At 70.7% G+C, this 20,656-nt stretch carries 15 protein-coding genes and 2 tRNA genes; 13 read left to right on the top strand and 4 right to left on the bottom strand.

Translation table 11 applies throughout. The annotated features are described in order from the left end of the window. The first annotated feature begins 26 nt into the window (after positions 1–26). From BZB76_RS11965 to BZB76_RS11955, 3 genes are all read left to right on the top strand, one after another. Positions 27–3,794, top strand: a complete 3,768-nt coding sequence (locus BZB76_RS11965; protein WP_121434323.1) for an SseB family protein — start codon at positions 27–29, stop codon at positions 3,792–3,794. Then, positions 3,791–4,159, top strand: coding sequence for a hypothetical protein (locus tag BZB76_RS11960; protein WP_121434322.1), 369 nt, complete (start codon positions 3,791–3,793; stop codon positions 4,157–4,159). The genes BZB76_RS11965 and BZB76_RS11960 overlap by 4 nt, the downstream gene beginning before the upstream one ends. A gap of 112 nt (positions 4,160–4,271) precedes the next feature. Continuing rightward, positions 4,272–5,285: a hypothetical protein gene (locus BZB76_RS11955; RefSeq protein ID WP_121434321.1), complete on the top strand. Its 1,014-nt coding sequence runs from the start codon at positions 4,272–4,274 to the stop codon at positions 5,283–5,285. A 10-nt stretch (positions 5,286–5,295) separates the two neighbouring features. Here the strand turns inward: BZB76_RS11955 and BZB76_RS11950 are convergent, their stop codons facing one another. After that, positions 5,296–6,108 carry a TrmH family RNA methyltransferase gene (locus BZB76_RS11950; RefSeq protein WP_121434320.1) on the bottom strand — a complete coding sequence of 271 codons (813 nt, stop codon included), beginning with the start codon at positions 6,106–6,108 and terminating at the stop codon, positions 5,296–5,298. A 199-nt stretch (positions 6,109–6,307) separates the two neighbouring features. Here BZB76_RS11950 and BZB76_RS36360 point away from each other — a divergent pair, with 199 nt between their 5' ends. From BZB76_RS36360 to BZB76_RS11930, 4 genes are all read left to right on the top strand, one after another. After that, entirely contained in the window at positions 6,308–8,821 is a 2,514-nt protein-coding gene (locus tag BZB76_RS36360; RefSeq protein ID WP_121434319.1) for a substrate-binding domain-containing protein, read from the top strand. A gap of 285 nt (positions 8,822–9,106) precedes the next feature. Then, the gene (locus tag BZB76_RS11940) at positions 9,107–10,594 is read left to right on the top strand and encodes a sigma-70 family RNA polymerase sigma factor (protein ID WP_121434318.1); all 1,488 of its coding nucleotides are present in this window, start codon (positions 9,107–9,109) and stop codon (positions 10,592–10,594) included. Positions 10,595–10,818: 224 nt separating this feature from the next. After that, positions 10,819–12,291 carry a sigma-70 family RNA polymerase sigma factor gene (locus BZB76_RS11935; protein WP_170180596.1) on the top strand — a complete coding sequence of 491 codons (1,473 nt, stop codon included), beginning with the start codon at positions 10,819–10,821 and terminating at the stop codon, positions 12,289–12,291. 477 nt (positions 12,292–12,768) lie between these two features. After that, positions 12,769–13,464 (top strand): hypothetical protein, encoded by a 696-nt coding sequence (locus BZB76_RS11930; RefSeq protein WP_147449412.1) that lies wholly within the window; start codon positions 12,769–12,771, stop codon positions 13,462–13,464. Here BZB76_RS11930 and pdxR read toward each other — a convergent pair. After that, positions 13,413–14,843: a MocR-like pyridoxine biosynthesis transcription factor PdxR gene (pdxR, locus tag BZB76_RS11925; RefSeq protein WP_121434660.1), complete on the bottom strand. Its 1,431-nt coding sequence runs from the start codon at positions 14,841–14,843 to the stop codon at positions 13,413–13,415. The genes BZB76_RS11930 and pdxR overlap by 52 nt on opposite strands. Positions 14,844–14,960: 117 nt before the next feature. Here pdxR and BZB76_RS11920 point away from each other — a divergent pair, with 117 nt between their 5' ends. The 5 genes from BZB76_RS11920 (at position 14,961) to BZB76_RS11900 (ending at position 17,218) form a co-directional block, all read left to right on the top strand. Continuing rightward, positions 14,961–15,611: a pyridoxamine 5'-phosphate oxidase family protein gene (locus tag BZB76_RS11920; protein WP_121434315.1), complete on the top strand. Its 651-nt coding sequence runs from the start codon at positions 14,961–14,963 to the stop codon at positions 15,609–15,611. Between the two features lie 52 nt (positions 15,612–15,663). After that, positions 15,664–16,260, top strand: a complete 597-nt coding sequence (orn, locus tag BZB76_RS11915; RefSeq protein WP_121434314.1) for an oligoribonuclease — start codon at positions 15,664–15,666, stop codon at positions 16,258–16,260. 56 nt (positions 16,261–16,316) lie between these two features. Then, a tRNA-His gene (locus BZB76_RS11910) sits at positions 16,317–16,389 on the top strand. 115 nt (positions 16,390–16,504) lie between these two features. Then, positions 16,505–17,074 carry a response regulator transcription factor gene (locus tag BZB76_RS11905; protein ID WP_121434313.1) on the top strand — a complete coding sequence of 190 codons (570 nt, stop codon included), beginning with the start codon at positions 16,505–16,507 and terminating at the stop codon, positions 17,072–17,074. A gap of 71 nt (positions 17,075–17,145) precedes the next feature. Beyond that, positions 17,146–17,218 (top strand) — tRNA-Lys (locus BZB76_RS11900). 312 nt (positions 17,219–17,530) lie between these two features. Here BZB76_RS11900 and BZB76_RS34730 read toward each other — a convergent pair. Then, positions 17,531–17,695 (bottom strand): hypothetical protein, encoded by a 165-nt coding sequence (locus tag BZB76_RS34730; protein ID WP_170180595.1) that lies wholly within the window; start codon positions 17,693–17,695, stop codon positions 17,531–17,533. Positions 17,696–17,721: 26 nt separating this feature from the next. Beyond that, positions 17,722–18,471: a DUF4286 family protein gene (locus BZB76_RS11890; protein WP_121434311.1), complete on the bottom strand. Its 750-nt coding sequence runs from the start codon at positions 18,469–18,471 to the stop codon at positions 17,722–17,724. Between the two features lie 383 nt (positions 18,472–18,854). On the opposite strand from BZB76_RS11890, the gene BZB76_RS11885 reads away from it, so the two are divergent. Then, positions 18,855–20,387, top strand: coding sequence for an ABC transporter substrate-binding protein (locus BZB76_RS11885; protein WP_121434310.1), 1,533 nt, complete (start codon positions 18,855–18,857; stop codon positions 20,385–20,387). Positions 20,388–20,656: the final 269 nt, after the last annotated feature.

Below are 20,656 nucleotides of genomic sequence, written 5' to 3'. Positions count from 1 at the left end.
GGGGACGAGCATGGAGGAATCAGGGGGTGGCGACCGTGGCCGACGCGTGGCGACCCACATCGGAGCTGGAACGGCGACTTCAGGAGACCGTCCAGGCCGGTGACCAGGAGAGTTACTTCCGCCTCCTGGCGGACAGCGAACTTCTCGTCCCCGTCCCGCCGGACCAGGTGGACGGCGTGCTCGCCAACCGGACACAGCCGTCGTGGCCGACCCAGGAGGAGGACGGCCGGGTCCATGTGCTCGTCTACACGTCGGCGTCGGCGATGCGCGCCTGCCTGGGCCCGTCCTACCAGCATTTCGTGACGGTCGCGTTCGGGGACATCGCCCAGATGTGGCCCGACGACCGCTGGTGGCTCGCCGTCGACGCGACGCCCGCGCGCGGCGCCGGCTCGGCCCTGCCCATCGAGTCGCGGCTGCCGTCGTGGTTCGTCCGCCAAGTGGCGGGCGGGGACGGCCGCCCGCCGCAGGTCGGCCGCGCGTCCGCGCCCTGGGAGGAACTCCGCGACCAGCATCGCGAACTGCCGCGCGACACCCCCGCCGAGACGCCGCCCCAGACGCCTGCCGAGGCGCCGCGCGAGACGTCGCGGGAGGAGTTCCAGCCCGCCAACGAGGTGGAGCGCGAACTTCTGCGCGCCGCGGCCAACAACGACCACGACCTGTTCCTGCAGACCCTCGCGGCGACGGAGGTGCTGCTGCCCGTCCCGGACGACACCGACTACACGATGCGTCCGGGCCGTCCCGGGTTCCCCTGGCAGACGCGGGAGGTCGACGGCGCCACCGTCGTGCCCGTCTTCACCTCACCCGAACGTCTCGTCGAGGCCGCCCGTGCCGCCGGAACCGGCACCGAGTACATCAAGCTGCCGTTCACCGTCGCGTTGCGCTACTGGCCGAACCACGACTGGCTCCTCGCCATCAACTCCGGCTCCCCCGCCGGTGGGACGATCCTCGCCCAGCAGCTTCCCGGGCTCGCCACCTGGGCCGACCAGCGCGCCGCGCAGCGCATGACGGAGGACTTCGACCCGCAGAACGACATCGAGCAGCGCCTCTTCGACGCCGCCCGGCGACGCGACACCGACACCTTCTTCGCCATCCTCCTCGGCGCGCAGGTCCTCGTCCCGGCCGAGGCCGAGACGCCGTGGGGCATCGATCCGGGCGACCCCGGGTTCCCGTGGCGGCCGGTGCCCGTCCACGGCCGGACGTCCATCCAGATCTTCACGTCCCTGAAGTGGATGAACGAGGCCATCGGCTCGTCCCGGTTCGTCATGCCGAGCCTCGCCGACATGGTCGCCGCCTGGCCGGACACCGGCTGGACGCTCGTCCTCAACCCGGGCACCCCCATCGACGCGACGATGCCGGGCGACCAGGTCCGTTCGTTGCGCGGCCCGGAGACCGCGGCGACTCCCCCGTCGGCGTCCACACCGCCACCGCCGGACACACCGGACGTCCCCGTGGCCCCCGCCGTCCCGGCCGAACCGACCGCCCCGGCCGAGCCGCCCGTCGCCGCCCAGCCATCCGACCCGGGTCAACCGACCGCCCACGCGGAACCGACCGTCCCCGGCCAACCGACCGCCCCCACGGAGCCAGCCGCTCCCGCCGAACCGACCGTCGCCACCGAACCGACCGTCCCTGGCCAGCCGACCGGCCCCGCAGGACCAACCGTCCCGGTCCCACCAACCGCCCCCACGGAGCCAGCCACTCCCGCCGAACCGACCGTCGCCACCGAACCGACCGTCCCTGGCCAGCCGACCGGTCCCGCAGGACCAACCGTCCCGGTCCCGCCGACCGCCTCCACGGAGCCGACCGGCCCCGGCCAACCGACCGTCACCGGCCAGCCGACCGGTCCCGCAAGACCAACCGCCCCGGTCCCACCGACCGCTCTCACGGAGCCGACCGCAGCCGCTGATCCGACCGTCGCCACCGAGCCGACCGGCCACAGCCAACCGACCGGTCCCGCAGGACCAACCGCCCCGGTCCCACCAACCGCTCCTGCGGAGCCAGCCGCTTCCGCCGAACCGACCGTTGCCAGTGAGCCGACCGGCCACAGCCAACCGACCGGTCCCGCAGGACCAACCGCCCCGGTCCCGCCCACCGCTCTCACGGAGCCGACCGCAGCCGCTGATCCGACCGTCGCCACCGAGCCGACCGGCCCCGGCCGACCGACCGGTTCCACAGGACCAACCGTCCCGGTCCCGCTGACCGCCTCCACGGAGCCGACCGCTCCCGCCGAACCGACCGTCGCCACTGGGCCGACCGGCCCCGGCCGACCGACCGGTCCCGCAGGACCAACCGTCCCGGTCCCGCCCACCGCTCTCACGGAGCCGACCGCAGCCGCTGATCCGACCGTTGCCAGGGAGCCGACCGGTTCCGCAGGACCGACCGTCCCGGTCCAGCCGACCGCCTCGACGGAGCCGACTGCTCCCGCCGAACCGATCGTCGCCGCCGAGCCGACCATTCCGGCTGAGCCGACCGTCGTCGCTCAGCCGTCCGTCCACGGCGAACCGGCTGTTCCCGCCCGGTCTTCTGGCCCGGGCGCGCCCGGTGGGTCCGAGGTGGCGGAGGAGGCGGCGTCGGAGGCAACGGACGCGCCCGTTCGGGCGCGCGGTAGGCATGCCGCGGAACCGACCGACGAGCCGGAGCACGGGCAGCCGGAGACGGGTCCGAGCGGCTCCCCGGAAGGGGAACGGCGTCTGCGGGCCGTTCCGGAGCCCGCGTTCGAGCCCGGAAACCGGATCGACCAGGAGCTGTACGAGGCGGCGTCCGACGGTGACTCCGACGCGTTTCTGCGGGTCCTGCTGAACGCGAACGTGCTGGTGCCGATCCCGGAGGAGGCGCCGCTGGAGGTGACGCCGGTCCAGCGGGAGTTCCGGTGGGACGCCGCGTTGCGCGGCGAGTCGGATGTGCGGGTGTTCACGTCGCTGGTGCGGCTCCGCGAGGTGATGCCGGAATCCCGGTTCGTCTACGCCGACTTCCGTGAGCTCATCGGCGCCTGGCCCCGGGACGAGTGGACGATGCTGCTCAACCCGGGAACGCGCATCGGCGCTTCGCTGCGGGGCGACCAGGTGCGGGTGCTGGGCGAATGGGCGGCGCGGGTGGGGCTCGTCCCGGCGCGCCCGGAGGTTCCGCCGCCGCCTCCGCGTCCCGAGCAGACGGCGCGGCTTCCCGAACCGCAGGCGGCGGAGGTTCACGAGCCGGAGGCTCAGGCCCTGGACGCGGTGGACCTTCGTGAACCCGCGCCACGGACGCCGCCGTTCGACCCCGACGACAGGGCCGCGTCACCGACCGTCATGCAGAAGGTCGTGCCGCACGCGCACGTCCCCTGGTACCTGGAACAGGGATACGACCGGGTGGGCGGTTTCGTGCACTCGACGGGCGACGTGTCGGACCTTCAGACGCCCGTCCAGTTGTACGAGGCGCTGGGGCTGCTGTACGAGGGGTCGCCGTTCTCACCCGCCGACGAGGGCGTCTACATCATTCGGTGGCCCGCCTACTGTCCGAGCCTCTACCGGATCCCGTTCGGCGGACGGGACGAGGAGGAGATGGCCGCCTGGGGCGACGCCGGATGGGTGATCGAGCGGCCACCGTTCCAGGGTGGCGGTTTCGCGCCGGGCAGCGCCGGGTCCATCCGTGAGTACAAGGTGGACAGCGTCCGGTTGCCGTTCGGGGCGGAGATGTACTACATCGCCGCCGACCGGACCGAGCGGTTCGTCGCCATGTACGATCCCGACCGGCTCGCCTGGCTCAGGCCCGACGCGAACACCGAGACCCAGGGCGGACGGACGGAGGCGGCCCAGTGATCCGGGACGGGTACGTCGCACGGTGGCTCGGCCGCGACTTCGAGGCCGCGCCCGGCGCCGACGGCGAGATCAGGCTGTACGCGCCCGAGCCGACGGACGGGTTCGAGGAGCTGCGCCCCGGGCGGTTCCGGCGCGTCGTTCCCTGGTCCGAGGTGGAGGAGCTTCGTTACGTTCGAACCACATGCCGTTGGCGAGGTGAACATTTCATCGTCGTCGGGGAGCATGAGAGCTGGTTGCGCGTTGAATACACGGGCGGACGCGCGCCGATCGCGGAGAATCTCAACCTCGACCGCATCGACCAGGGAGTCTGGCAGGCGTGGGCCCCCAGAACAGAAGTTGAGGACGTTCGGGAAGAGTTGACATGATTTCGGATGGGGTTGATTTGCTCCGCGCATCCGTGGTCGCATGTGTCCCGAGGCGATCCCTCACAGTAGCGACACGCGCGCTCCCAGGCGACGCAACGGAGGTGCTACGGCAGTGATCTGCCGATCAGCGGCCATACCCGCCATCATCGGACTCGGCGCCGCGGCCGTGGTGGCCGCCGGAGGCGCGACCGCCCTCGCCGGCGCACCGTCCCCGACCGTCACCGCGAGCGGTGCCGCCGGTTCCACTCCGCGCATCGTGGTCACCGCGAAGGATGACACCGTCAAGACGGACGATTCCGCCGTGATCCTCACCACGGCCGAAGTCGACAAGGAGACGGCCACATCGCTCAAGGTCACCGAAGTCCGGCTGAGGGTGGAGCCCAACAGGGGGGCTCCCAAGGTCACGGACGGCTGTCCCGTTGTCGCGGAGGCCTGCGTCCTCGTCGACGAGAAAGGGACTCCCAAGCAGGTCGAGTCCGTCGTCAAGCTCGGCGAGTCCATCACCGAGGACGTCACGTTGTCGGTGACCGTCATCGTCGAGACCACCGTGAACGAGAAGCCGGTGACCGTCAGGGCCGATCCCACCACCGTGAAGTTCGACTTCGACGAGCCGGATCCCACTCCGTCGACCACCCCGACGTCCAAGCCCCCGAGCAGCGGACCCCCCTCGTCGAAGCCACCGAAGCCCAGTTCCAAGCCGACGTCGAAGTCCCCCGTCACGGCGGCCGGGAGCGGAGGTTCCGGTTCGGGGCGCGGCCGCTCGTCCGGGACCGGGACGACGACGGGCGGGGTCATCCCGCCCGCGCCGAACGCGTCCTTCGATCCACGGAACCCGCAGGTGGCGTTGCCGCCGATCGCGACGCCCGGCGCGCCGAACCCGTCGGTGGCGCCGGACACGTCCATGACACCGCAGAGCCGGTTGCAGGGCAACAAGGCGCCCGTCGCGCAGGACCTCACGTTCGAGCGGATGGCGAGCACGCAGGTCGCGTGGCTCGCGGCGCTGCTGGTGGCGTTCTCGCTGCTGCTGACCCAGCTGCGGCTCGGCCGGCGGCGGATGCCCGCCGAGGCCCCGAAGCAGCCCAAGGGCACGCACCGCCGCCCCCGCCACGGCATGTTCGGCAAGTGATCCGACGGGTTCAGCGGGTGAGGCTGTAGCAGGCGATCGCGGCGGCGGCCACGACGTTGAGGGAGTCGACGCCGCGGGTCAGGGCGTCCTCGCTCATCGGGATGCGCACGCGGTGGTCGGCCTCGTGCAGCCAGCGGGACGACAGCCCGTCCCCCTCCGAGCCGAGCAGCAGCGCACGCCGGTCGGCCGTCTTCACCTCGTCGATGGGCTCGGCGTCGGGCGCGGGGGTGAGCGCCAGGAGTTGGAAGCCGCGTTCGCGGAGCGTCGACAGCCCGTCGCGCCAGTCGGTCATACGCGCGTACGGAAGCGCGAACACCGCGCCCATGGACACCTTGACCGACCGGCGGTACAGCGGGTCGGCGCAGCGGGGCGCCAGGACGGCGGCGTCCACACCGAGGGCGGCGGCGCACCGGAAGATGGCTCCGATGTTGGTGTGGTCGACGATGTCCTCGCAGACGATGACGCGGCGCGCGCCGGTGAGGACGGCGTCGACGGTCGGCAGCGGTAGGCGTTCTAGGGACGCCAGCGCGCCCCGGTGCACCTGGAACCCGGTGATCGACTCCATGGTCGTGTCGTCGGTGACGTAGACGGGGGCGTCCAGGCCGTCCAGGACGTCGGCGAGCGGCTCGAACCAGCGGCGCGTCATGAGCAGCGAGCGGACGGGGTGACCGGCGGCGACCGCGCGGCGGATCACCTTCTCGCCCTCGGCGAGGAACAGGCCGTGTTCGGCCTCCAGGCTCCTGCGCAGGTTCACGTCCCGGAGCCGCACATAGTCGGCGAGGCGCGGATCGGCGGGGTCGGACACGGTTACCAGGCGGGCCATATCCCCAAGTCTCCCGCAGAATGCGGCCGGTTTCGGACGCGTAGTCCTTGATCCATTTCGTTGCAGGCGGGTGCCGGGAGTGTCCCGGCTTACGCTGATGACCTGCGTCATTATCACTTTTGAGTTCTTTGTAACCTCTAGTTCGTACTACTACAGTGCCGTCAAACATCGACGGGTTTCGGGTGAATCGAGGCAGGGCATGAGCGGACCTCATCGCGATGACTTCCCCGAGGGGGCGGACGAGCGCGGCCATGATCCGTCCCGGCCCGTCTTCGGTCCCGCGAACGACGGGTCCGCCGACTGGTTCGGAGCCCGGGACGGTCGGAGCGGGGCGCCGGGCCCGTCGGGAACGCCCGGCCCGTCGGGAACGCCCGGCCCGTCGGGAACGCCCGGCCCGTCGGGAACGCCCGGCCCGTCGGGAACGCCCGGCCCGTCGGGAACGCCCGGCCCGTCGGGAACGCCCGGCCCGTCGGGAACGCCCGGCCCGTCGGGAACGCCCGGCCCGTCGGGAACATCGGGCCCGCCGGGAGCATCGGGTGAGACGCCGGAGTGGTTCACCCCGAGACAGTCGGCCGAGCGGCCCGTGTGGGGCTCCGGCGAGTACGGCGGCACTCCCACGACCGGTCCCGAGGAAGCCGAGGGATCTGGGCCCGGCACGTACCGGCCCGGTGCGTATCAGCCCGACACGTCGCGGGCCGGCGAGTACCGGGCCGGCGTGTACGAGGTCGACGGGTACAGGTTGAGAGGCAGCGGGTACGGCGGCGGCGAGCAGTCCGGCGCGAGCCCGCGGGGACCTTCCCCTTCCGAGAGTTCTTCGTCACTCGCCGGGAGCGGATACAGCGCGTACGACTCCCTGGGAAGTTCCAGCGGCGGTGGTCGCGGCGGCGGTGGTGGTCACGGCGGCGGTGGCGGTTCCGGTGGCGGCAGCGGCGGTTCCGGTGGCGGGACGGGCGGTTACGAGTACGGGCGCCGCAAGCGCAGGCGGAGCGCGTCGGCGCTGGTCGGACCGATGGCCGGGGCGGTCGGCCTGGCGGTGCTGCTCGGTGTCGGCGTGTACGCGTTCGCGGAGAGCGGCAGTGCCTGCACAGGCGACAACACGATGAACCTGACGGTCGCGGCGGCACCGGACATCGCGCCGGTCGTGGAGAAGGCCGCCGGACGCTTCAACAACGGCAGGCACAAAGCCGACGGCAAGTGCGTCACGGCCACCGTGAAGAAGGTCGAACCGTCCGTGGTGTCGACGCTGTTGTCGGGGCAGGGCGTCGCGAACCCGTCCAACGAACGTCCGGACGTGTGGATCCCCGACTCCTCACTGTGGCTCTCGCTGGCCCGGTCGAGCGACGTAGGCGGCAGGGGCGACAAGGGCGGCGTCGTCGCGACGGGCACGTCGGTCGCGTCCAGCCCGATCGTCGTCGGGCTGCCGCGGACGCTCGCCGCGGGGCTGAAACAGCGCGGTATCACCGCCGCCCCGACCTGGGAGAGCCTGCTCCAGGCGGCGGGCGCCGACGCGGGCGGCGCGGTGACCAAGAACCAGGTCATTCCCGCGGGGTCCGTCCGGCTGGTCATGCCCGACCCGATGAAGAACGCGGCGGGCATGGGCGCGTTGATGATCACTAGTGCGCTGTTGGCCAACGATCCGAATCGGAATTCGATTTTCACCGGTATCGTCCGCACCGTCCGGGAGAGCACCGTCCCCACGGTGAACGCGGAGTTCACGCAATTCCGCAAGGGGCGCGGCGGCAAACAGCCGATCACGCTGTCGTCCGAGCAGGCGCTGTGGAAGTACAACCAGACCGGGCCGGAGGAGCCCGCGGTCGCGCTGTATCCGCTCGAGGGCACGCTGCCGCTGGACTACCCGTTCACCGTCACCAGCGAGGACGCCGGTAAGCAGGAGGGCGCCCGCCTGCTGGAGAAGGCGATGACGACCGAGGCGACCCGCAACGAGATCCAGCAGGAGGGGTTCCGGGCATCGGACGGCCGGGCGCCGACCGGCTTCACCGACAAGACCGGCGTCGACCCGGCCCGGCCGCGGCGGCTGCCCGCGCCGAAGGACCCGGACGTGGCGCGGATCATGCAGGCGTGGTCGAAGCTGACGCTCGGGCTGCGCATCCTCTCGCTGATCGACGTGTCCGGCTCGATGGCCGAACCGGTCGCGCCGAACGTGAACCGGTTGCAGGCCATCGCGCAGGTGTCCCAGGGCGGGCTGAGCATGATGTCGAACGACACCGAGATCGGCCAGTGGCTCTTCTCCACGAACATGAACGGCGAGACGCCGTACAAGGAAGTGGTGCCGATGGGCCCGCTCAGTGACCGTGTCGGGTCGACCACGCGGCGCGGGCTCGTCCTGTCCACGCTCAACCAGATGCGGCCGAAACCGAACGGCGACACCGGCCTGTACCGGACGATGCTGGCCGCGTACAAGATGATGAACGACACGTACAAGCCGGAGTTCGGCAACTCCATCCTGCTGCTGACGGACGGGAAGAACGACGATCCCGGCGGCCCGTCGCTGGCCACGACGTTGAAGCAGCTCAGGGACATGCAGGACCCGAACAAGCCGATCCAGGTCAACATGATCGGGTTCGGCGGCGGGGTGGACCGCAACGAACTCGAGCAGATCGCCAGGGTCACGAACGGCAGCGTCCAGGTCGCGATGACACCCGGGGAGATCAAGAGGATCTTCCTTCAGATGCTGTCGCGACGCATCCAGTGATCATGTGGTCGCGCCAGGTAGTTCCGGATTTTTCCCGCGATCGGTGTCAACCCATCGCGGGGGTCGATCGTCAATTCATATGGAGGCCCGACGGGGAGCGGGGCCGTCGGGCCTCCGACCGCCTTCCCTCCTGGCCCGACACGGGGAGAGTGAGCCGCCGGACGAAGAACGGCTCACAGGCCACCGGCTGGAGCCCTGGCCGGGAAGCGCGTCGCTCCCCATCGAATCTTCAAACCCGTCCCTGATGCGGACGAGGATTCTGAACCCAGCCCGCGGGAGGACCGTGTGTCCGGTTGGCCCAATCTCGATCGAGCCGACGACGAGCGCTTGGCGCGGTCGCTGGCCGCAGGTGATCCGAGCGCCCTCATCCAGGTCATGGACCGCTACGCGGCACGCCTGTACGACTACAGTCACGCGCTGCTGCGCGACCAGGACCAGGCGGCGGGCGCGCTGCACGACGCGCTGATCGCCGCGTACGCGCACGTGTCGCTCCTGCGCGAGCCGGACCGCTTCCGCGGCTGGCTGTACGCGCTCGTCCGCAACGAGTGCATGCGGCGGCTGCGCGACCCGCACCGCTCCCCGGAACGACGCGAGGCCCCCGAGGTCGAGGACGCCTTCCTGAACGAGGCGGAGCAGGCGCAGCGGCGGGAGACCCGCCAGTTCGTCCACGGCGCCCTGTCGGGGCTGCGCGGACGCGAACGCGAGGCCCTGGACCTCATGCTGCGGCACGGCCTGGACGTCGTGGAGATCGGCGGTGTCCTCGGCATCAACGCGGAGGCGGCCACCGACCTGACCGGGGAGGCCCGCGTCCGCCTCGACGAGGCCCTCGCCGCGGCCTCCATCGCCCGCAACGGCCGCGACTGCCCCAGCGTCGCCGCGCTCGCCGACGACGGCGGATGGCCGATGCCGCCGCAGACCGTCCGCAAACTCGTCCACCACATGGAGACCTGCCCGGCCTGCATCGCGCGGCGCGACCGCACGCTGTCGGCGCCGCGGCTCCTCCAGGTGCTGCCCGTCGCGATGATGCCGACCGACCTGCGCGGCCGGGTCATGGCCACCTCGACCGATCCGGCGCTCGCCGGCGACCTGGCCGCGATCGCGCGGCGCGCCGAACCGTTCGACGCCTGGGGCTGGCCCGTCGCCGTCGACATGGTCGCCGCGGCGCCCTCGTCCGGGCATGGCGGCCCGCGCGCGCTGTGGCCGATCCTCGCCGCCGTCGCCGCCATCGTCGTGGTCGTGGCGAGCGCGTACTACGTCATGTCCGGCTCGCCCGAGACCAAGACCAGCGCGCACGGCGCGCCGAGCGGACCGGTCGTGTCCCCGCCCGACTCGAGCCTGCCGACCGAGAGCGAGGAACCGTCGGAGTCGCCGACGCCCATGGAGAGCGAGACCCCGACGCCCACGCCCACCAGCGCGACCCCGACCCCGACGCGTACCCGCCGCACGCCCACGCCGACGCCCACGCGCACCACACCCCGCACCGGAACGCTGGTCGTGGGCAGCCCGAGCTGTGGGGTTCTCGGCCCCGGTGACTCCTGCTCGATCCCGGTGAGCGCGTCCGGCGGGACGGTGCGGTGGTCGGCATCGGCCGGGGCCCCGCTGAGCGGCAGGGGCGGCGGGCGCATTCCGAGCGGCGAGTCGAGCGCCGCGACGTTCACCCTCACCTGCAACGAGCCGGGCTCGGGTTCCGCGAACGTCGTCTTCTCCCCCGGCGGCGTGACCCGCTCCATCAGCTGGCAGTGCCCCGAGAATCCCGAATCCGGTAACGACTGAGGCCATGGAGACCGATGTGATGTAGATCACGTCGGTGGCCAGAACCGGCCGTTGACTAGGCGAGATGGCCACGGAATGTGCCGTCATCGTCACTTAAATCCCCCCATAGGGGAGATATCCCAGTCACTTGGTGGCAAGATCAGGCAACCAAGAGTGACCCGGCGGATGCCGGCGCTCACGGGGGCTCGATCAACGACGCCGAGATTTTCGACTGGGAGGGTTCCGTGGCCGGTGAGCCAGGACCCGGGCGGGACGACGACCTCAGGCTCGCGGACTCGCTGCGAGCCGGGGACGTCATCGCGCTGACCGAGGTTTACGACACATATGCCCCGTTCCTCTATGACTACTGCCATGGGCTGCTCCGTGACCGGGTCGAGGCCGCCGGGGCGCTGCGCAACGTCGTCATCGCCGCCCGCGAGCACATCGACCGGCTCACCGAACCGGACCGGCTCCGCGGCTGGCTGTACGCGGTCGCCCGCAAGGAGTGCATGCGCCGCCGCGACAGCCCGAACCGGCACACCGGGCAGGAGGCGCCGGAGGCCGACGACCATCTGACCGACGAGCAGCTCGCCCGCCGCGAGGAGCGGCGGCTGCTCGCGCACAGCGCGCTCGCCGCGCTGAGCGGGCGGCAGCGCGAGGCGATCGACCTGTCGGTGCGGCACGAGCTGGACGAGGTGGACCTGGCCGGTGTCTTCGGCATCCCCCTGGAGGAGACCCTCGCGCTGGTGGAGCGTGCCCGTGAGGACCTCGCCGCCGCGCTGCACGCGGCCCTCATCGCGCAGAACCACTGGAAGGACTGCCCCAGCGTCTCCGCGCTGACCGAGTCGTGGCCGCTGTCCCCGCAGACCTCGACGTCGCTCGTCCGGCATGTCGCGAGCTGCCCGGTGTGCGGCGAGCGCGAGACGCCGGCGCTGCCCGCCGACCGGCTGCTGTCCGTCCTGCCGATCGCGGCGATCCCCGCCGATCTGCGGCTGGACGTGTTGACCGCCGCGACCGCCGAGGACCGGGCCGGGAACCGGCGCGCCATCGCCGCCTGGACCGAGCCGTTCGACGAGTACGGCTGGCCGCTCCCCTACGAGCCGTCGCCCGCGCGCGCCCGCGAACGGTCGCCGCGGCGGCGCGGCCCGCTCATCGGCGCCGTCGCCGTGGCCCTCGGGGGCGCGGTCCTGGTCGTCGGCGCCCTGTCGTGGCTCGGCGGCGACGGTGGCACGAGCGCCTCGGCGACCGGTCCGGGCGCGTCCCGCAGCGGTGCGCCGAGCTCGGGTGGCGTCGAGCCGACACCGACCGACCCGTCCCCCACGATCGGCTCGCCGTCGCCGACCAGGTCTCCGTCGAAGTCGCCGTCGAAGACGCCTTCCAAGACCCCGTCGAAGACGCCGACCACCAAGGCCCCGTCACCGCCTCCGAACACCGACGCGCCCCGGCCTCCGACGCCCGGCGATCTGTCGGTGGAGGGCTGTGACATGCGGGGCAGGGAATTCTGCATGATCACGATCACCGCGGTCGGCGGGCCCGTGAGCTGGCGGGTGACCGGCACGTCCGGGCCCGTCCAGGCGGGCGGTTCCGGGCGCCTCGCCGCCGGAGAGACCCGCGGCGTTCCGGTGGCGCGCGACGAGCCGACCCTCTGCCTGGGCGGCCAGACCGGATACGTGCGCTTCTCGTCCGGCGATTCGGCGTCCGCGTCCTACTTCTGCTGACCCCCGGAGGCCCGGGTCGGCGGAGGTGCGGCGCCGACCGGGTCGGAGCGCTCGCCGACGGTCACCCTTCGCAGGTGACAGGCGTGGACGCCCCGGGTCCGCCCGCGCGGGCCCGTCCTCCGTCGGCCACTTCCGGCCGACTTGCAGCGAGGCTCCACCTGACCTTCAGTTTTGGCATTGACCTGCGACAATGTCATGACAACCCGGGCAGGCCGGGCGATTCCGCGAGAATCTCTCAGGAAAAGGGGGAGACCAGGTGGATTTAAGAGGCGCCCGGGGTACGCATCTGCGACGACACCCGAGCAGAGTGGTCTCTACCCCGCGCGGAGGTCGATAGCCGTCATATCCGGCCCACGGCGGCGAGCTGGACTACTGAGGTCCCGCCGGGTCATCGACGAGGACTAGACCATTCGGGGCTAGACCGCCCGATTGGGGGGACGCACCGTGGCAGACGCATGGCTGCCAGGAGCCGGCCGCATGCCGGCACGACAGGACGGCGGGGCGCTCAAAGGGGGTGCTCCACGGGCCGTGTGGTGCGTCGGCGAGCACGACCCGCGCGCCGTCTCCGCCCGCTCGGCGGCCGCCGACCTGATCAAGGAGGACCGGCCGTCGCATCTCGTCTGGCATCCCGGCACCGGCGACATCGTCCAACTCCTGCCCGCCACCCGGGCCGCCCGGCTGCTCGGCGCGCCCGTCGGCCGCGAGGGCCGGGTCTGCGTGCAGATCATGGTGATCGGCCAGTCCCGGGTCCCGTTCACCGGGGCGCCGCTCTGCGGCCTGGACGCGATCGTCCAGTGGCTGGACGCCTGGGGCGTCGGGCGCCGCTGGCCCGCCGGACCGCCCCTGCCGTCCCCGCAGTCCTACCACGCGAGCCGCGGCCGCAAGGACTGGGCGCGCGGCGGTCATTATGGAGCGTCCCAGGTACCGCTCCTCGACCGTCCCGACCCCGGTGCCATCGACATCCGCCGCATCACCGGCCCGGACACCCCGGTCGCCCCCATCCCGAAGCCCCGTCCGCGCCTGCCGGATCCCGCGACCACGACGCGCCGCCATCCCCTGTCCGGACGCGCGCCGGAGCCCGTCCGTCCGCCGCAGGGCGACTCGCCGCCTCCCGCACGCCGTCAACCGGCCTCGGGGCCCGTGCCGGTCGGCCCGCCGGCCATGTCCAACTGACCGCGTCCCGACTGACCGCGTCCCACCTGACCGCGTCCCACCTGACCGCGTCCCACCTGACCGCGTTCCACGAGTTCGCGGACCACCGCGCAGCCCTTGCGCAGCTCCGCCGGGTCGGCGGCCGTGCCGTACCCGATGACCAGGCCCGACGCCCGCCACGGCCCCAGATGGTGATGTTCCAGGGTCTCCACCAGGACGCCCCGTTCCGCAGCCGCTCCGACGACCCACCGTGCGACCGGCGCCGGAACCTCCACGACGAGATGCAGCCCGGCCGTGTCACCGCGCACGGGCACCCCCTCCAACGTGTCGACCACCACGTTCCGCCGCCGCGCGTACTCCCCGCGCATCCGGCGGACATGCCGGTCCAGATCACCACGTTCCAGCAGGATCCGCAGCGCGTCCTGCGGCACGACGGCCGTCCGGTCGTTCAGCTCCTCGCGGCGCAGCGCGATGTCGGCGACCAGGTCGGGGCGGCCCACCAGCCAGCCGACCCCCATGTCCGCGGTCAGGATCTTCGACGTCGTGCCGAGGAAGACGACGACCTCCGGGTCCAGGCCGTAGAGCGCGGGCAGCGGCGCCACGTCGTACCGGAACTCCCCGTCGTAGTCGTCCTCGGCGACGATCGCGCCCGTGCGCCGCGCCCACGCCAGCAGGGCCCGGCGGCGCGGAACGGGCAGCACGCCCCCCATGGGGAACTGGTGCGACGGCGTCGTGTAGACGAGCCGCAGATCGTCCGGGAGGCCGTCGACGACGAGGCCGTGCTCGTCGACCGGGCAGGGCACCAGCTCCGCGCCCCGCGCCGCCAGGACCGCCCGTGCCCGCAGGTAGCCGGGCTCCTCCACCCCGACCCGGTCGCCGGCGCGCACGACGGTCGCGGCGAGCAGGTCCAGCCCGTTCGTCGCGCCCCTCGTCACCAGCAGCCCGTCCACCGGACACGCCACGCCCCGGCTGCGCCTGACGTGGTCGGCCAGCGCGACCCGCAGGCCGGGCAGGCCGTGCGGATCCTGGCGCTGCTGCGGCGGCATGCCGGACGCGAGCCGCCACGCCCGCCGCCACGCCGGGGTGTCGAGCGCCCCCACCCAGGCCAGGCCCGGTCTCAGGTCGATCTCCCCGGGAGACGCCGCCCGCCGGAGGGTCCTCGTCTTCGGCGTCCGCCGCGGCGCCCGTGAGGCGACGACGCCGTCGGTCACATACGTCCCCGAGCCGTGCCGTCCCTCCAGCCAGCCCTCCGCGTACAGCTGCTCGTACGCGGCCGTCACGACCGTCCGGCTCACCCCGAGCAACCCGGCCAGCGCCCTGCTCGCCGGAAGCCGCTCCCCCGCCGCCAGCCGTCCCTCGCCCATCGCCGCGCGCAACTGGCCCGCGAGCTGCGCGCTCATCGGCTCGTCCGCGTCCCGGTCGACGACGAGCGGCAGGTCGATCGACAAAGTGGTCTCCCGTTGTACGCCCCGAGTGGCCCTACCGACCAGGCCACTTCCTTCCTAGCGTAAACGGACATGAAGGCACTCTCCTCGACCGCCCGGACCAGGCTCGGCAGGCTCCCCGAACGGTCCACCGGCGACCGCTCCGTCCTCTACGACATCCTCGACGACGGCATGATCTGCCACCTCGGCGTCATCGTCGACGGCTCCCCGCGGGTGATCCCCACCGGCTACGGGCGGCTGGACGACACCCTCTACGTCCACGGGTCCACCGGGGCGAGCAGCCTGCGGGCCGGGCCGTCCGACGACATCTGCGTCACCGTCACCCACCTGGACGGCCTCGTCGTCGCCCGTTCCCTGTTCCACCACTCCGTCAACTACCGCAGCGCGGTGATCTACGGCAGGCCCCGCCGTGTGGACGACGAGGACGAGAAGACGGCCGGTCTCCGCGCCATCACCGAGAACCTGACCCCCGGCCAATGGGACATCGCCCGCCTGCCCACCCGTAAGGAAATGGCGGCGGTCGCCGTCCTCGCCCTCTCCCTGGACGAGGCGTCCGTCAAAATCCGTGAGGGCGGCCCCAAGGACGAGGACGAGGACTACGCGCTCGACATCTGGGCCGGGACGCTACCCGTACACCAGTCCATCGGCGCCCCGGTCCCCGATCCCGCCCTGCGTCCCGGAATCCCCGTACCCGGGCACATCGCCCGCCGCGTGACCAGTTAATTCGTTCCAACTCGGTGACCCACAGGACCGTTCATGGCCGTAGGGTGAACCCATGAACGAGCGGCTCTGCTGGATCGACTGCGAAATGACGGGACTCGACCTGCGCCGGGACGCGCTCATCGAGATAGCCGCGCTGGTCACCGACAGTGAGCTGAACATTCTCGACGAGGGCGTCGACGTCGTCATCAAGCCCCCGCCGGAGGCGCTCGCCCAGATGACGCAGGTCGTGCGGGACATGCACACCACGTCCGGTCTCCTGGAGGCGCTGCCCTCCGGCGTCACCCTCGCCGAGGCCGAGGACATCGTCCTCGGCTACATCAAGGGCCATGTCAAAGAGGCCAACAAGGCGCCGCTGTGCGGCAACTCCATCGCCACCGACCGCTCGTTCCTCGCCCGGGACATGCCCGCCCTCGACGGCCACCTCCATTACCGGATGGTGGACGTGTCGTCCATCAAGGAACTGGCCCGCCGCTGGTATCCGCGCGTCTACTTCGCCAGCCCGGAGAAGAAGGGCGGCCACCGGGCCCTCGCCGACATCACCGAGAGCATCCAGGAACTGCGCTACTACCGCGCCGCCGTCTTCGTTCCGCAGCCCGGCCCCGACTCCGAGACCGCCCGCGCCGTCGCCGCCAGGATCGCCTCCGGCTGACCCACCCTCCCGGAACCGCTACACTACTGGGAGCCGGGTACCCGATCCCGGCCATGGTGGGTGTAGCTCAGCTGGCAGAGCACTTGGTTGTGGTCCAAGATGTCGGGGGTTCAAGTCCCCTCACTCACCCTCATCGCAGGCCCCGGCCCCACCCGGCCGGGGCCTTTCGCGTTCCGGCTCCATCGACTCAGAATGATCGGCCCGTTATGCTCCGTCCCTATAAAAGCCAACCCAGAGGCAACGGATGAGTGTCGACGAGACCGCCCCACTGCGTGTCCTCGTGGTGGACGGCGACCCCCAGGTCCGCGCTGACGTGACCGCGCTGCTCGACGCCGGCGACGAACTCCGCGTCGTCGCCGACACTCCCGACCCCGCCACGGCCCTCTCCCTCGCCGAACGCCTACGGCCCGACATCGTCCTGCTGGACGCCGCCGCCGCCGACCACGCCGGCCCCCTCAGCCACACCGCCCGCGTCTTCGTCCTCGCCGCCCAGGACCACCCCGCCGTCCAGGACGCCCTCCGCGCCGGAGCCTGCGGCCACCTCGTCCCCGGCTCCTTCACCGTCCCCGACCTCATCCGCAGCGTCCGCGACGCCTCCCGGACCTCCCTCGGCCTGTCCGCCCGCGAATCCGAGGTCATGGACCTCATCGCCACCGGCCGCTCCAACGGCGAGATCGCCCGCCAGCTCTTCCTCAGCGAGAAGACCGTCAAGAACCACGTCAACCGCATCTACTCCAAGCTCGGCGTCAGCTCCCGCGCCACCGCCATCGCCCTCTGGCGCGGCATGGTCAGCGTCCTGCCCGCCCGCGACTAAACCGATTCGCACAGGTCCACAGCTCCTGATACTGTTCTTCCTGTCGCAGCGGGCCGAAGGCCCACCGACACGCGCCGTTAGCTCAATTGGCAGAGCAGCGGACTCTTAATCCGCGGGTTCGGGGTTCAAGTCCCTGACGGCGCACTCGCCCAGTCCTGTTCGCCACCCCTTTGGGGTGGCTTCCCGTTTCTGTGGTGTCCTTTGGGGGGACGACCCCCCAAACCCCCCGATCTGGGGTCTCCCCCAGGCCCCCTGGGGCCCAACCGGGCATCGGGACATACTTTGTGGGCCATGCCCGTCGCAGTTGTGAGGGCTCGAACTATTAAGCCGGATGTGCTCGCGATCTTTGTTGAGTTTGAGTCTCTCCAGGCGCTCTCGGTTTCCCTTAAGGACCGTGATGGTGACCGAGTCAAGCCGAAGCGGCATCACTTGGACGATCTTCATCTCGGCCCACCTTCAGATGCAGGGTCGCCGTGCCATGCCGCAGGTCGTGCGACCGGACCGGTGGCAGCCCCACTCCCCGGCCGCTCTGCGCTGCTGCTCCCGGTACGCCTTGAGGACGGCGATGGTGATCGAGTCAAGCGCGATGGTGGCGTCACTGGCCTCGGCTGCTTCGCGCAATACACAAAATGAGATGACGCCTTAGTTCACGGATGCCGATGGGCCCCAGGTGGGGAGGTGGACGAGATGTGGCGGTACCAGAGTCGCCACGGTGTTGTGCGTCTGGTCCAGGAGGTGGGGCCCTGGGTCCACCAGGGGCCTTCCCAGCCCAATTTGCGCTGCGTTTCGGCGAGCAGTTCGTCGGTGTCGCCTGCCAGTTCGTAGACGACGAGGTAGAACGGGCAGCCGGGGGCCGGATGCTCCAGTGTGTGCCGCACCTTGTATCTGGTCCCGCGGCTGAAGCCCGCGTTGGACACTGCCTCGGGCATATGGGTGTTGGTGTAGAAGGCGTCGAACTCGGCCAGTTCGTCGTCGGCGATGTCGCTGGGCGGGTCGATCCCGATGATGTAGATCAGGTCCGGGGTGCCCGTCGAGGGCCCGGTCTCCGCGAGCTTCTCGTAGACGACCCGCCATCGGTTGGTGAGCAGCTCCGGCCAGAACGGCGGGTCTGTCGAATAGGGCTCGCCGGCGGTCGTTGCGGTGAGGTAATCGGTGACCGCCTGCTCGTCCTGGACCTCATAGGCCGTCAGGTACCCTCCGCCGAAGTCACCACGTGGGTCTGGCCGGCGAAGGGCATAGCGGTGCGCAGCCGCGAAGCCCGGATGCCTGGAAAGGACTTCGGGGACGTGGGTCTCGTCGTGGAAGCGGTTGAAGCGTTCGATGTCCGCTGGGTCTGAGCCAGCGAAGTCGAGTGCGATCCAGTACAGGAAATCGCTGGAGAAGGGTGCCGCGGGCACTGCGCTCGGGCCTGGTGATAGATCGCCGCTGGGTTCTTCCCGTGGGACGAGTGGTTCGCTCGCATGTGTGCTCATGTGACGGCCTCCGGGTGCTCGACGGCGAACTTGAGGGATCGTCCAGTGGTTGCGGGATCGCCAGCGGTGTCGGGCCTTCCTCGTGCAGAAGTCGGCGTGACCTTCTCAGGAGTCCTTGTCCGGCCTTGTCATTGACGCTGCATAGTACGTCTGCTTTCGTACGTCATACAAAGTGTCCGACTCTGCCGGGCAGGACGACCTTCTGTCCGCGTACGTTCGCGGAGCGCCGCACCCACGGACGGCCACCGGCATCGTTTCGGGCAAAAGCTCCGATCCCACCCCCGCCAGCGTCTTTCTAAGGAGGAAGGATGTTGAGTCGATCGGACGGCAAGGGGCAGAGGAGACGTCCCCGGTTACTCGCGGCAATGGTGGCCGCCGCCCTCGCGGTCGGATGTTCGTCAGGATCGGCGGACGGAGGCGGGGGCTCGTCCGGCGGCACGCTGCGCGTCGGCGTGGTCGCCAGCACGATCTCCACTCTCGGCGCCTACACCAACCTGCGGTCGCAGGACTTCTACGTACGCAACGCCGGGATGTTCGAGCCGCTCGCCCACCGGACGAAGGAGGGGCCTTCCAGGTGGGCGCTCGCCACCGGCATCACGCACAACAAGGACAACACCGAGTGGACGGTCAAGCTCCGTCCGAACGTCAAGTTCCACGACGGGTCCCCGTTCGGCGCGGACGACGTCATCGCGGTCTTCAAGCGGCTCCTCGACAAGAAGAACGGGCTCATCGAGCGCAACTTCATCGACTTCATGGACCCGAACGGCATCGAGAAGGTCGACGACCTCACGGTGAAGTTCAAGCTGCCCAAGCCGTACGGGCCGTTCGAGTTCGCCGTCACCAACCGCACCATCATCTTCGACAGGAAGGGATCGAAGCCCGAGCAGGCGATCGGGACGGGTCCGTTCAAACTCTCCAAGTTCACCCCCGGACGGGAGACGGAACTCCAGAGGTTCGACGGCTACTGGGGGCCGAAGCCCAAACTCGACAAGGTCAAGGTCATCAGCTTCAAGAGCGTGGAGTCGGCGACCAACGCGCTGATCGGCCGGCAGATCGACGCGAGTTCCAACGTCCTGCAGACCTCGCTGCCGAGGATCGAGAAGACGCCGGGTCTGAAGGTCATGAAGAGCGACAACGTCCTGAAGGTCGGCATCTACACGCGCGTCGACAAGCCGCCCTTCAACGACGTGCGCGTCCGCCAGGCGATGCAGCTGATCATGAACCGCAAGCTCGCGCTGTCCAACGCCTTCGACGGCCTCGGGGTGCCGGCGAACGACCATCCGGGCTTCGGCACCTGCCTGCCTGACGTCCCCCAGCGAGTACAGGACCTCCCCCGGGCCAAGAAGCTGCTCGCGGACGCCGGGAAATCGAATCTCACCGTCGACCTGGAGACGCCCGCGAACAAACCCGGCATGCTCCAGCTCGTCCAGATCCTGGCCGAGGACGCCAAGAAGATCGGCGTGACCATCAACGTGAAGAAGATGGAGCTCGGCGCCTACCTGGAGAAGTGGGGCGAGCGGACGTTCTACACCAGTTACGACACGCGTCCCTACCTGGAGGCCGTGGACGAGCAGATCAGCACGGACGCCGCGTTCAACCACCAGCACTGGCACGACCCTGAGTTCGAATCGCTGGCCGAGAAGCTCTACGCCACCGCCGACGCGCAGGAGCAATGCGAGATCCAGAAGAAGTTGAAGAAGATCGAGTACGAGCGCGGCGCGAGCATCCTCGCCGCGTCCAACCCCGTCGTGAGCGTGTACTCCTCGAAGGTGCACGGCCTCGAACCGGAATTCCCCTCGGGGAACCTGTACCACTTCACCAAGGTCACCATCGACCAGTGAGCAGCTAGAACGCCAGCCCCTCCACGCGAAACCGGCCCCCACGCGAAGAACTCTCCGCGTGGGGACCGGTTTCGGTCGTGGCAGGTGTTTGCGTCGGGACGGAAGGCGGTGCCCCTTTCTCCCAAGTTACGGTCAGTGGCCCGACGGTCACCGCTGATCGTTTCGCGGAGGCGCAGGGCTGTCCGGGGACGTGAGCGGGTACGTGACCTTGGCGGCGGACGCCCATGGGGCGCGGTGCGGCGCGCACGCAGGGACCAGGCGGCCGATGC

It is taken from the genome of Actinomadura pelletieri DSM 43383 (genome assembly GCF_003634705.1).
GTDB lineage: Bacteria > Actinomycetota > Actinomycetes > Streptosporangiales > Streptosporangiaceae > Spirillospora > Spirillospora pelletieri.
Note: the sequence above shows the minus strand (reverse complement) of the source record. Positions and strands in the feature narration are given on the sequence as shown.